Below are 13,040 nucleotides of genomic sequence, written 5' to 3' on the forward strand. Positions count from 1 at the left end.
AGCGAAGGAAGGAAGACGATATGTCCGGTCTGCGTCAGATCGCATTTTACGGCAAGGGTGGCATCGGCAAGTCCACCACCTCCCAGAATACGCTGGCCGCACTCGTCGATCTGGGTCAGAAGATCCTGATTGTCGGCTGCGACCCGAAGGCGGACTCCACCCGCCTCATCCTCAATTCCAAGGCCCAGGACACGGTTCTGCATCTCGCCGCCCAGGAAGGCTCGGTCGAGGATCTCGAACTCGAGGACGTCCTGAAGATGGGCTACAAGGGCATCAAATGCGTTGAATCCGGCGGCCCGGAGCCGGGTGTCGGCTGTGCCGGCCGCGGCGTTATCACCTCGATCAACTTTCTCGAGGAAAACGGCGCCTATGATGATGTCGACTATGTTTCCTATGACGTGCTCGGCGACGTCGTCTGTGGCGGTTTCGCCATGCCGATCCGCGAAAACAAGGCGCAGGAAATCTACATCGTCATGTCCGGCGAGATGATGGCGCTCTATGCCGCCAACAACATTGCCAAGGGCATTCTCAAATACGCCAATTCCGGCGGCGTCCGCCTCGGCGGCCTGATCTGCAACGAGCGCCAGACCGACCGCGAACTGGATCTGGCCGAAGCGCTTGCTGCACGCCTGAACTCCAAGCTGATCCACTTCGTGCCGCGCGACAACATCGTTCAGCACGCCGAACTGCGCAAGCAGACGGTCATCCAATATGCGCCGAACAGCCAGCAGGCCGAAGAATATCGTCAGCTTGCCAACAAGATCCATGCCAATTCCGGACAGGGCACCATCCCGACCCCGATCACCATGGAAGAGCTGGAAGACATGCTGCTCGACTTCGGCATCATGAAGACCGACGAGCAGATGCTTGCCGAGCTCGCCGCCAAGGAAGCTGCCGCCGAATAGGCGTGGCGCAAGCGGGGGCGGCGGCCTTGACCCGCCGCGCCCGCGACATATCCACCGGCGCCGACGGCGCGTTTTTCTGACCCGTTGAAAAAGGCAAAGCCATGAGCCTCGATTACGAAAATGACAGCCAGCTCCACGAGAAACTGATCGAGGACGTGCTGTCGAAATATCCCGACAAGGCGGCCAAGCGCCGCAAGAAGCACCTCTCGGTCGCCAAGGCCACCGAGGGCGAAGGAAGCGCCGAGCCCGTATCGGAATGCTCGGTCAAGTCCAACATCAAATCCATTCCCGGCGTCATGACCATCCGTGGCTGCGCCTATGCCGGTTCCAAGGGCGTTGTCTGGGGCCCGGTCAAGGACATGGTCCATATTTCCCATGGTCCTGTCGGCTGCGGTCAATATTCCTGGTCACAACGCCGCAACTACTACATCGGTCAGACCGGCATCGACAGTTTCGTCACCATGCAGTTCACCTCCGACTTTCAGGAGAAGGACATCGTTTTCGGCGGCGACAAGAAGCTCGAAAAGGTGATCGACGAGATCGAAGAGCTGTTTCCGCTTGCCAAGGGGATCTCGGTCCAGTCCGAATGTCCGATTGGCCTCATCGGGGACGACATCGAAGCGGTGTCGCGCAAGAAGAAGAAAGAGCTCAACAAGACCATCGTTCCGGTGCGCTGCGAGGGCTTTCGCGGCGTGTCCCAGTCGCTTGGCCACCACATCGCCAATGATGCGATCCGCGACTGGGTGCTGGAAGACGAAGACAAGCACGCCGATTTCGAAACCGGTCCCTACGATGTGAACATTGTCGGCGACTACAATATCGGTGGTGATGCCTGGGCCTCGCGCATTCTGCTGGAGGAAATGGGCCTTCGCGTTGTCGGCAATTGGTCGGGTGATGCGACGCTGGCGGAGATGGAGCGCGCCCCCAAGGCGAAGCTCAACCTGATCCATTGCTACCGGTCGATGAACTATATCTGCCGCTACATGGAAGAAAAATACGGCATCGCCTGGATGGAATATAATTTCTTCGGCCCCTCGCAGATTGCCGCCTCGCTGCGCGCGATCGCCAAGCATTTCGGCCCGGAAATCGAGGAAAAGGCGGAAGCCGTCATCGCCAAGTACCAGCCGATGGTCGATGCGGTCATCGCCAGATACAGGCCGCGCCTCGATGGCAAGACGGTGATGCTCTATGTCGGCGGCCTGCGCCCGCGTCACGTCATGACAGCCTATGAGGATCTCGGCATGAAGATCGTCGGAACGGGTTACGAGTTTGCCCATAACGACGACTACCAGCGCACCGGCCATTACGTGAAGGACGGCACGCTGATCTATGACGATGTCACCGGCTATGAGCTGGAAAAGTTCATCGAGGGTATCCGCCCCGATCTGGTCGGCTCCGGCATCAAGGAAAAATACCCGGTCCAGAAGATGGGCGTTCCCTTCCGCCAGATGCATAGCTGGGACTATTCCGGCCCCTATCACGGCTATGACGGCTTTGCGATCTTCGCCCGCGACATGGATCTCGCCATCAACAACCCGGTCTGGGGTCTTTATGACGCCCCCTGGAAGAAGAAGGCAAATCCCTCGCAGCTTCTGGCGGCGGAATGATTTCGGCCCGGGCCGTCCCCGTCACGGCCCGCCATGCATGAGAACCGGGCTCCGAAAAGCCCATCAATTCCCCTTTCAAGCGCCCGTGCCGCCGAATGGAGCTGCCGGGCAAAGAGGTGATCGTCATGCCACAGTCGGCTGATAAAGTACTCGACCACGCGCCCCTGTTCCGTGAGCCCGAATATGTCGAAATGCTCAGGAACAAGAAGGAAAACTTCGAATGCCCGCATCCGGGCGAATGGGTGGATGACCAGCGCGAATTCACCAAGTCGTGGGACTATCGCGAGAAGAACCTCGCCCGCGAGGCGCTCGTCGTCAATCCGGCCAAGGCCTGTCAGCCGCTCGGTGCGGTGTTTGCCGCTGCCGGCTTCGAGCGCACCATGTCCTTCGTTCACGGGTCGCAGGGCTGCGTCGCCTATTACCGCTCGCATCTGTCGCGCCACTTCAAGGAGCCGGCTTCGGCCGTCTCCTCGTCGATGACCGAGGATGCTGCGGTGTTCGGCGGGCTGAAGAACATGATCGACGGTCTCGCCAACACCTATTCGCTCTATGAGCCGAAGATGATTGCCGTCTCCACCACCTGCATGGCCGAAGTCATCGGCGATGACCTGCATGGCTTCATCGAAAATGCCAAGAATGAAGGCTCGGTGCCGAAGGACTTCGATGTTCCCTTCGCTCACACGCCTGCTTTCGTCGGCTCCCATGTCGATGGCTATGACAATATGGTGCGCGGTGTTTTCGAGCATTTCTGGAAGGGCAAGACCCGCGAGGAATTGACTGGCCGGTTCAATCTGATCCCCGGTTTCGACGGCTATTGCGTCGGCAATAATCGCGAGCTGAAGCGCATGCTGGCGCTGATGGGTGTCGACTACACCTTCATTCAGGATGCCTCCGACACCTATGACACGCCCTCGGACGGCGAGTTTCGCATGTATGACGGCGGCACGAAGCTTGACGATATTGCCGATGCGCTGAACGCCGAATGGACGTTGTCGCTGCAGCATTACTGCACCAGAAAGACGCTGGAATATTGCGCCGAACAGGGCCAGAAGACCGCTTCGCTGCACTATCCGATGGGCGTTCGCGGCACGGATGATCTGCTGATGAAGGTCTCGGAAATGACCGGCAAGGAGATTCCGGAAGCGCTCAGAATGGAGCGTGGCCGCCTCGTCGATGCCATGGCCGACAGTCAGGCCTATCTGCATGGCAAGCGCTATGCGATCTATGGCGATCCGGATTTCGTCTATGCCATGGCCCGCTTCATTCTGGAAACCGGCGGCGAGCCGGTCCATTGCCTGGCCACCAATGGCGGCAAGGCCTGGGCGCAGGAGATGCAGGATCTGTTCGACACTTCTGCCTTCGGCAAGGACTGCAAGGCCTGGCCGGGCAAGGATCTCTGGGCCATGCGTTCGCTGATGTTCACGGAACCGGTCGATCTCCTGATCGGCTCGTCCTATGGCAAATATCTCGAACGCGATACCGGCACGCCGTTGCTGCGGCTGACCTTCCCGATCTTCGACCGGCATCACCATCACCGCTTCCCCACCATGGGCTATCAGGGCGGGCTGCGCGTGCTGACCGAGATCCTCGACAAGTTCTTCGACATCGCCGACCGCGAAACGGAAATCCCCGGCAAAACCGACTACTCCTTCGATCTCACTCGATAGGCGTAGTCGACCGGCCGCACAGTCCCTTCGTGCGGCCGGTTTTCACCGCAAGTGACATCAAAGCGGAAGGTGTACTGACATGGCGGAACTGAAGGCGAAACTGGACGATCTCTTCAACGAGCCGGGCTGTGACAAGAACCAGGCCAAGGGTGAAAAAGCCCGAAAGAAAGGCTGTTCCAAGCCGCTGACGCCCGGGGCGGCGGCCGGCGGCTGCGCCTTTGACGGTGCCAAGATCGTGCTGCAGCCGGTGACTGATGTCGCCCATCTGATCCATGCGCCGCTGGCCTGCGAGGGCAATAGCTGGGACAACCGTCATGCGGCGTCCTCGGGCCCGGATCTGTGGCGCCGCTCCTTCACCACCGATCTCACCGAGCTCGATATCGTCATGGGCCAGGGGGAGAAAAAGCTCTTTCGTGCCATCCGCGAGATTGCCGAGAAATATGCGCCGCCGGCGATCTTCGTCTATTCCACCTGTGTCACCGCACTGATCGGTGATGACATCGACGCCGTCTGTCGCCGGGCAGCGGAGAAATTCGGCCTTCCGGTCATTCCCGTCAATGCACCGGGCTTTGTTGGTTCGAAAAATCTCGGCAACAAGCTTGCCGGCGAGGCGATGCTCGATCATGTCATCGGCACGCGTGAGCCTGACGACATCTCGCCGCTCGATATCAACATTCTCGGCGAATATAACCTTTCGGGCGAATTCTGGTCGGTGAAGCCGCTGATCGAAAAGCTTGGCATGCGCATTCGCTGCGTCTTTCCGGGCGATGCGCGCTATCATGACATCGCCACCGCGCACCGTGCCAATGCGACGATGATGGTCTGTTCCACAGCGCTGATCAACCTCGCCCGCAAGATGGAGGAGCGCTACGGCATTCCCTATTTCGAAGGCTCTTTCTATGGCGTTTCCGATACGTCGGAGGCGTTGCGGCAGCTGGCGACCATGCTGGTGTCACGCGGCGCACCGCGCGATCTTCTCGCCCGCACCGAGGCGCTGATTGCCGGGGAAGAGGCGCTTGCCAATCAACGCCTTGCTGCCTTCCGCCCGCGTCTGGCCGGCAAGCGGGTGCTGCTCAATACCGGCGGGGTGAAAAGCTGGTCGGTGGTCAATGCGCTGCAATATGCCGGCATGGAGATCGTCGCCACCTCGGTGAAGAAATCGACCGACGAGGACAAGGAGCGGATCAAGGCGATCTTCAAGGGGGAGAACCATTCCTTCGAGGCAATGGCACCGAAGGAGATCTACGCCATGCTGAAGGAAAACCGCGCCGATATCATGCTGTCGGGCGGGCGCACCCAGTTTATCGCGCTGAAGGCCAAGATGCCCTGGCTCGACATCAATCAGGAGCGCCACAACCCCTATGCCGGCTATGACGGCATTGTCGAACTGGTGCGCCAGATCGACCTTGCCATTCACAACCCGGTCTTCGCCGCAGTGCGCGAACCCGCTCCCTTTGATGCCGACGGCAATCTTGTCGTCTGCAGTGATGACGATGGCGGGGCTGTCGACGCTGAAATCACTGCGCCGGTTCATGCATTCCGAAAATTCGAGACCAGTGTTGTCGATGAGACGGGAGACTGCTGATGGTCGAAATTGTCAGCCAGAGCAAATATGCGGCCGAAAATCCGCTGAAATCCTCGCAGACGCTGGGGGCTGCCTATGCCTATCTCGGTGTTGACGGCGCCATGCCGCTGTTTCACGGTTCTCAGGGCTGTACGGCCTTTGCGCTTGTCCTGTTTGTCCGCCATTTCAAGGAAGCGATCCCGCTGCAGACAACGGCGATGGATGAGGTTGCCACCATTCTCGGCGGTGCCGATCACATGGAAGAGGCGATCCTCAACATCAAGAACCGCTCCAAGCCGAAGCTGATCGGGCTTTGCACGACGGCACTTGTCGAAACGCGCGGCGAGGACTTTGCTGGCGATCTTGCGCGCATCCGGAAAAAGCGTGCGGCGGAGCTTGAAGGCACCGAGGTCGTCTTTGCCTCGACGCCCGATTTCGAGGGGTCGATCGAGGAGGGCTGGGCGCGGGCCGTGACCGCGATGATTGAGACCATCACGCTTGAGACCATCGCCCCGCGCAATCCGCAGAAAATCGCGATCCTGGCCGGATCCAATCTCACCGTGGCCGATATCGAGGACCTGCGCGACAGTGCCGAGGCCTTCTCGCTCACGCCGGTTATCCTGCCGGATATTTCCGGTGCGCTGGATGGCACGGTGCCGGATCGCTGGATCCCGACCACCTATGGCGGCACCACCGTGGAGGATATCCGTGATCTGGGAAGCTGCGCCCATGTGATTGCCGTCGGTGAACATATGCGTGGTCCGGCAGAGGCGCTGAAGCGCCGAACCGGGCTTGATTACACGCTGTTTCGCCAGCTGACCGGCCTGAAGGCGGCAGACCGTTTCATTCAGCTGCTGGCCACCCTTTCAGGGCAAAAGGTGCCGGCAAAGATCCGCCGTCGCCGGGCGCAGCTGCAGGATGCGCTGCTCGACGGGCATTTCTTCTTTTCCGGAAAGAAGATCGCCATCGCCGCCGAGCCGGATCTTCTCTACCAGTTCTCGACCTTCTTTCTCGGGCTTGGCGCCGAAATCGTCACTGCCGTCACCACCACGGGCGCCTCGAAGGTTCTGCCCCATGTGCCGGTCGACAAGGTCAAGGTGGGTGATCTTTCCGATTTCGAGGCCATGGCGGGCGCTGCCGGCGCTGATCTTCTCGTCACCCATGCCCATGGCCGACAGGCCGCCGCCCGGCTGCACCTGCCGCTGATGCGGGTTGGCTTTCCGGTATTCGACCGGCTTGGCAGCCAGCACCGCAAGACCATTCTCTATGAGGGCGCGCGCAACCTGATCTTCGAAACCGCCAATATTTTCCAGGCTGTCGATCACCATGCCACGCCTGAAGACCTGAACCCTTTCCTCAAACGGGAGCAAGACCATGACAGCCACCGTCCGCCGTCTCTCGCTCGTCACTGATGCCGAGCGCGGGCCTGCGCCCGAGCGTCCTGCCGGCGCGCTTCGCATCGCCATTGCGACGCAGGATATGAAGAACCTCAACGCCCATTTCGGCTCGGCGCGGTTTTTCGCCCTTTACGATGTGACACCGGAGGAGGCGCGCTTTGTCGAGGCGCTGGCCTTTGATGATGTTTCGGCGGAGACCGGCGAACATAAAACCGATGGCGATGACCGGATCACGCCCAAGGTCGATGCGCTCAAGAGTGCGCATCTGCTCTTCTGCCTGGCGATTGGCGGTCCGTCCGCGGCGAAAGTGGTTGCCGCGAAAATCCACCCGATCAAGGTCCCGGGGGAAAGTCCGATCTCAGAGGTGATCGCCCGCACCCAGACCATGCTGAAGAACGCGCCGCCGCCCTGGCTCCGCAAGGTGCTGGCCGAGGCCGGCGTTGCGCCAAAGAAACCCGATTTCGATGATGATCAGGAGTGAGAGAATGACAGAGACTGCGCCCCTTGCCACCGCATCGCCGGCCATCACATCGCCGGATGGAGAAATGACATCCTTCATGAAAAGCCTGGTGCAGCTGATGCGCGCCCAGGATGTCTATGACACCTGGGAGGGGCGCAGTGATGCCTCGATCCTGGAGGATTACATCGTCACCAAAGCGCAGCGGAAGGTTATCCCGATCATCGGTGATCCGGACCCGGATGTGCTGTGGCGGCTGGAGATTTACTATTCCGCCATTGGTCTCGCCATCGAGAAGGAAACCGGCATTATCGCCTCGCCGATGATGAAGATGCATCACGAAGGCTTCGGCCGTGTGCTGCTGACCTGCGGGCGGCTTGTCGTGCTGGTGAAATCGCTGCGCGATGTGCATCGTTTCGGCTTTGAAAGCCTGGAAAAGATGGATGAGGCAGGGTCGAAACTGGTGGCCGAGGCGGCGGCGATGGTCGCGACCTGGCCTGATGTCGCAAAGCTTTGAGGGCGGACCGATGAGCGATCTGGATGATATGCAGAAGAAGGTCCGCAAGCTGAACTCGCGTGCTGGCAATGCCAAGATGGAGCTGCATGATCTGGCCGAGGATCTGCCGGTCAACTGGGGCGAGATCGTCGCCGTCGCCGAGAAGACCTACAAGGTCTTTGCTGAGCTTGACGCTGCCAAAAAGCAACTGGCGGCGATGGAGGCCGAGGCATGAGCGAGGATTTCAAGACCCGCGACGGCTCGGCCTGGATGCCGGACTATCTCACCGCGATTGACGGGGCGACCTGCATTGGCTGCGGCCGTTGCTACAAGGTCTGCTCGCGCGATGTGATGCATCTCTACGGTGTTGATGATGAGGGCGCGATTCTCGGCATCTGCGACGAGGATGAGGATGATGATTTCGACGGTGAGCTGAACCGCATGATCATGGTGGTGGACAAGGCGGGGGCCTGTATCGGTTGCGGCGCCTGTTCGCGGGTCTGTCCCAAGGGTTGCCAGACGCATGTTCCGGCGGCAGCGCTTGCCGCTTGAGACGTCCCCAACAAGACGGGGATGAACGGTGCGGAAGCGTGCTGGCGCTTCGAAGCGCTTCCGCACCGGTTTGAAGACTGACGGCATGAGAGAGAGCAGGTTTTCGAGATTTGGAGGCGATGGCTCAAGCGCCGGGTCAACAGAAGTCGGGTCTTAAGAAGAAGGAGAGCGAAATGTTTGCCGATACCTATGCCTATCTTCTTGCCGCGCAATGGCCGGCGATTGATGCGGAAACCGGTTTTGACCGTCACGTGATGGCCTGCGTGCTGTCGCTTGCCCGCTACGAGGTGGAAGAGGGGGCAAGTCCCTCCATCAGTGCGGCAACCGGTCTGACGCTCTCGGAGCTCTCCCGCCTCATCAATCGCAATTTCCCCGGCCTTGATCGCCGGCTTTTCGATTTCGTTGCCTGCGAAGCCCCCGTCATGGATGAGGAAGAGGAGATGCTCCGGCAATTGCTGCTCCACCATGCTGCGCCCGGTCTGGAGCTTGCACCGCTCTTTGCCAGGATCGTGGCACGCCGCGCCATGCATGACGACCATCTCTGGCAGGATCTCGGCCTTTTCGCTCGGCCGGAACTGTCGCGAATGCTCTATCGGAATTTTCCGACCCTTGCGGCGGGAAACACCAGAAACATGAAGTGGAAGAAATATTTCTACCGCGCATTGTGTGAGGCGGAAGGCTTTGTCCTCTGCACGGCGCCGTCCTGCAAACAATGCGATGATTTCGGCGATTGTTTTGGCGCGGAAGATGGGGAAAGCCGCCTGGCACGGATCCGCAATGCGACACCGGCCGAGCGCCTGTTTCACGCCGGGGCATGATTCGGCAGCAATGTCGGCCTTGGTGTCAGGTTTCCGACCTGAGGGGGCCGTGATTGTAGGCTTTGTAACACGGAAAGCCGATATCGCCCGGCAGAATGCCCCTGAGCGAAGCGTTTCCGTTCTGGCACAGGGTTTGCTTTGAGTCTGTCATGCGTTATGTAGTTGAACTACATAACGCTCAAACCAGGGGATCGAAGGATATGGTCAAGGGCAGCATTCAGCCAGCACTGACATTCGAAAACCAGACCGGCGACCGCGCCGGCGAGGAGCGTTTCGCCCTTCTGGCCGAGATTGACCGTCTCGGCTCGATTTCGGCAGCCGCAAAGGCAGTCGGCCTTTCCTACAAGGCCGCCTGGGATGCGGTGAACGCCATGAACAACCTGTTTCCGCGTCCGCTGATCATCAAGCGGCCGGGGGGTGCCCATGGCGGCGGTGCCGAGGTGACGGAGGAGGGCCGGCGCGCGCTTGCCGTTCACCGGCTGCTCACCGCCACACTTGGCGAGATCATATCCGGTCTTGAAACCACGATTTCGGGTGATCCTTCGATTTCCTTTCCCGCCAACTCGCTTCTCTGGAGCCCCGTTATGCGAACCAGTGCCCGCAATTGCTATCACGGCACGATCGAGGCCGTGACCCACGGTGCCGTCAATGCCGAAGTGCTGCTAAAGATCTCACCCGATGTCACGCTGACGGTGATCATTACCGAGCAGAGCGTCGCCAATCTGAAGATCGCGCCCGGCGTTCAGGCCTATGCGCTGATCAAGGCCTCGACCCCGATCCTGATCGAGGACGACGACAAGATCATGACTTCGGCGCGCAACCGGATCACCGGCACGGTGATCTCGGTTGAACCCGGCGCGGTCAACGCCGAGGTCGTGCTCGATATCGGCGAGGGCAAGACGCTCTGCGCCATTGTCACCGATGACAGCGCCGAAGGTCTGGCGCTTGTCCCCGGCAAAAGCGTCACCGCGCTGATCAAATCCTCCCAGATCATTCTCGCGCTCGGCTGAGCGCCCTTTATCAGGACCGAAACGATGAAAAACACATTTGCCCTTCTTGCCGCCGTTGCAGCGTTTGTTCCAGCCTCCGCCTTTGCCGGTCAGATCAATGTCGCCGTTGCCGCCAATTTCACCGAGGCCGCCAAGGATATTGCCGCCGCCTTCAATCAGCAGACCGGCGATGACGCCGTGCTGTCCTTCGGCTCTACCGGCAAGCTCTATACCCAGATCGCCAACGGCGCGCCCTTCACCGTCTTTCTCGCCGCCGATCAGGAGCGTCCGGAAAAGGCCGTGACGGAGGGCCTCGCCGTCGAAGGATCGGAATTCACCTATGCGATCGGCAAGCTGGTGCTTTACAGCAGCGATGCCGGACTGGTGGATGATGACGGCGCCGTTCTCAAAAGCGAGGATGGTTTCGACAAGATTGCCATCGCCAATCCGGATGCCGCACCTTATGGCGCTGCCGCCGTTGAAACCATGAAGGCGCTCGGTCTCTATGACACGCTGACGCCGAAGATCGTGCAGGGCGACAGCATTTCCCAGACCTATCAGTTCGTCACCACCGGCAATGCTGAGCTCGGCTTTGTCGCTTTGTCGCAGGTGATTGATACCGAAGGCGGCTCGCAATGGGTGGTTCCGGCCGATCTCTATACGCCGATCAAACAGGATGCCGTTCTGCTCAAGACCGGAGCCGATGACGAAACGTCGAAGGCCTTTATGGACTTCCTGAAAAGCGACACCGCCCATAAGATCATCGAAAGCTATGGCTACGCCGTCGAATAACGCCGCGTTGCCAGTCACCACGCCTTGTTGGATCTCCCCATGGCCGAAGCCGTCTTTCTGACCTTGAAGCTCGCAGTCCTCACCACCTTTTTCCTTCTGGTGGTGGGGATTCCGATCGCCTGGTGGCTGGCGCGTTCGAAAGCCTGGTGGAAGGAGGCGGTGGGCGCCATTGTCTCCCTGCCGTTGGTGCTGCCGCCGACCGTGCTCGGCTTTTATCTTCTGCTGGCCTTCAGTCCGCAAAGCACCCTTGGCCAGGCGCTGAAATCGGTGATCGGCTTCACGCTTCCCTTCACCTTTGCCGGTCTCGTGGTCGGTTCGGTGATCTATTCGCTGCCCTTTGCCGTGCAGCCGATCCGCAATGCCTTCGAGGCTTTCGGCGAGGAACCGCTGGAAGCGGCGGCAACCCTCAGGGCAGGCCCGCTCGATCGCTTCTTCACCGTTGCCCTGCCGCTTGCCCGGCCGGGCATTCTCACCGGTGCCATTTTAGGTTTTGCCCATACGGTTGGCGAATTCGGTGTCGTCTTGATGATTGGCGGCAATATTCCCGGCAAGACCAAGGTGCTCTCGGTGGCGATCTACGATTATGTCGAGACGCTGGAATGGGGCAAGGCCCACATCCTCGCCGGCTCCATGGTGGTCTTCTCCTTCATCGTCATCCTGTCGATGATGCTGATCGAAAAGCGGCTGAGGAACCGGCTGTCATGAGTGATCCCATGCTTTCTGCCCGCTTTGCCGGGCCGCTCGGTTCCTTCCGGCTCGATGCCGATTTTGTCTTTCCGGCCAATGGCGTCACCGCGCTGTTCGGTCCGTCGGGCTGTGGCAAGACCTCTATCCTGCGTGCCTTTGCCGGGCTGAACCAGCTGCCGGAGGGACATTTTGCCATCGGCGGCGAGACCTGGCAGGACGGCGGAACCTTCCTGCCGGCCCACCGTCGCGCCGTCGGTTATGTCTTCCAGCAGGCCAATCTGTTCGCCCATCTCTCGGTCAGGGACAATCTCGTCTTCGGCCTGAAGCGGCTCGACCGGGCCGCGCGGGAAAAGGCACAGGCCCGTTTTGACGATCTGGTTTTGCTGCTTGGAATCGGTCATCTGCTGCAGCGCGCGCCACGCAATCTGTCCGGCGGCGAACGGCAGCGCGTTGCGATCGGCCGCGCACTGCTGACCGAGCCGAAACTTCTGTTGATGGATGAACCGCTGTCGGCGCTTGATCTCGCCTCCAAGCGCGAAATCCTGCCCTATCTGGAATCCTTGCGCAAAAACCTGTCGATCCCGGTTGTCTATGTCACCCATGCGCCGGACGAGGTGGCGCGGCTTGCCGATCATCTGGCGGTCGTGGAGGCGGGGCGGGTGCTGGCCTCCGGCCCGCTGACCGAGACGCTTGCAAGGCTCGATCTGCCGATCCGCCGTGATGAAAATGCAGGCGTTGCCATCACCGCCACCGTTGAGGCGATCGACCTGCAATATCATCTGGCACGGGTCAGCTTTTCCGGCGGCACGCTTTTTGTGCGCGATCCCGGACTACCGGTCGGTTCGTCGCTCCGGGTCATGGTGCTGGCCCGCGATGTATCGCTTGGCCTTGGCGCCAGCGATACGCCGTCGTCCATCATGAACCGCTTCCCGGCAGTGGTCACCGAAATTGCCACCGGCGAGCATCCGGCGGTTCTGGCGGTGAAGATCGATGCCGGCGGCACGCCGCTTCTGGCGCGGCTGACGGCACGCTCGGCCGATCTGCTCGGCCTTCGTCCCGGCATGGACGTCTTCGCCCAGGTGAAATCCGTGGCGATTGTCGAATAGGTG

Annotated in this window: 14 protein-coding genes; all 14 read left to right on the plus strand. The window is 60.3% G+C overall.

Annotation, left to right across the window (positions count from 1 at the left end; all coding sequences use genetic code 11):
• Positions 1-20 precede the first annotated feature (20 nt).
• A complete protein-coding gene (gene nifH, locus HCK86_RS16985; RefSeq protein ID WP_176085668.1) occupies positions 21-905 on the plus strand; it encodes a nitrogenase iron protein in 885 nt (294 codons plus the stop codon).
• A gap of 101 nt (positions 906-1,006) precedes the next feature.
• Complete coding sequence (nifD, locus tag HCK86_RS16990; protein WP_176085669.1) at positions 1,007-2,512, plus strand: nitrogenase molybdenum-iron protein alpha chain; 1,506 nt, start codon at positions 1,007-1,009, stop codon at positions 2,510-2,512.
• 125 nt (positions 2,513-2,637) lie between these two features.
• A complete protein-coding gene (gene nifK, locus HCK86_RS16995; protein WP_176085670.1) occupies positions 2,638-4,179 on the plus strand; it encodes a nitrogenase molybdenum-iron protein subunit beta in 1,542 nt (513 codons plus the stop codon).
• Positions 4,180-4,258: 79 nt separating this feature from the next.
• A complete protein-coding gene (gene nifE, locus HCK86_RS17000; protein WP_176085671.1) occupies positions 4,259-5,764 on the plus strand; it encodes a nitrogenase iron-molybdenum cofactor biosynthesis protein NifE in 1,506 nt (501 codons plus the stop codon).
• On the plus strand, positions 5,764-7,155 hold the full coding sequence (gene nifN / locus HCK86_RS17005) for a nitrogenase iron-molybdenum cofactor biosynthesis protein NifN (protein ID WP_176085672.1): 1,392 nt from the start codon (positions 5,764-5,766) through the stop codon (positions 7,153-7,155). Before nifE ends, nifN begins: the two co-directional genes overlap by 1 nt.
• Positions 7,118-7,621 carry a nitrogen fixation protein NifX gene (gene nifX / locus HCK86_RS17010; protein WP_176085673.1) on the plus strand — a complete coding sequence of 168 codons (504 nt, stop codon included), beginning with the start codon at positions 7,118-7,120 and terminating at the stop codon, positions 7,619-7,621. The genes nifN and nifX overlap by 38 nt, the downstream gene beginning before the upstream one ends.
• A gap of 4 nt (positions 7,622-7,625) precedes the next feature.
• On the plus strand, positions 7,626-8,114 hold the full coding sequence (locus HCK86_RS17015) for a NifX-associated nitrogen fixation protein (RefSeq protein WP_176085674.1): 489 nt from the start codon (positions 7,626-7,628) through the stop codon (positions 8,112-8,114).
• Between the two features lie 10 nt (positions 8,115-8,124).
• A complete protein-coding gene (locus tag HCK86_RS17020; RefSeq protein WP_176085675.1) occupies positions 8,125-8,328 on the plus strand; it encodes a CCE_0567 family metalloprotein in 204 nt (67 codons plus the stop codon).
• Positions 8,325-8,645, plus strand: a complete 321-nt coding sequence (gene fdxB / locus HCK86_RS17025) for a ferredoxin III, nif-specific (protein WP_176085676.1) — start codon at positions 8,325-8,327, stop codon at positions 8,643-8,645. Before HCK86_RS17020 ends, fdxB begins: the two co-directional genes overlap by 4 nt.
• 173 nt (positions 8,646-8,818) lie before the next feature.
• The gene (locus HCK86_RS17030; RefSeq protein ID WP_176085677.1) at positions 8,819-9,463 is read left to right on the plus strand and encodes a nitrogen fixation protein NifQ; all 645 of its coding nucleotides are present in this window, start codon (positions 8,819-8,821) and stop codon (positions 9,461-9,463) included.
• A gap of 200 nt (positions 9,464-9,663) precedes the next feature.
• Positions 9,664-10,473 (plus strand): TOBE domain-containing protein, encoded by an 810-nt coding sequence (locus HCK86_RS17035; RefSeq protein ID WP_176085678.1) that lies wholly within the window; start codon positions 9,664-9,666, stop codon positions 10,471-10,473.
• A 24-nt stretch (positions 10,474-10,497) separates the two neighbouring features.
• The gene (gene modA / locus HCK86_RS17040; RefSeq protein WP_176085679.1) at positions 10,498-11,244 is read left to right on the plus strand and encodes a molybdate ABC transporter substrate-binding protein; all 747 of its coding nucleotides are present in this window, start codon (positions 10,498-10,500) and stop codon (positions 11,242-11,244) included.
• A gap of 39 nt (positions 11,245-11,283) precedes the next feature.
• On the plus strand, positions 11,284-11,949 hold the full coding sequence (modB, locus tag HCK86_RS17045; protein ID WP_176085680.1) for a molybdate ABC transporter permease subunit: 666 nt from the start codon (positions 11,284-11,286) through the stop codon (positions 11,947-11,949).
• Positions 11,946-13,037, plus strand: coding sequence for a molybdenum ABC transporter ATP-binding protein (gene modC, locus HCK86_RS17050; RefSeq protein WP_176085681.1), 1,092 nt, complete (start codon positions 11,946-11,948; stop codon positions 13,035-13,037). Before modB ends, modC begins: the two co-directional genes overlap by 4 nt.
• Positions 13,038-13,040: the final 3 nt, after the last annotated feature.

This window comes from Martelella sp. HB161492 (assembly GCF_013184775.1).
Classification (GTDB): Bacteria; Pseudomonadota; Alphaproteobacteria; order Rhizobiales; family Rhizobiaceae; genus Martelella.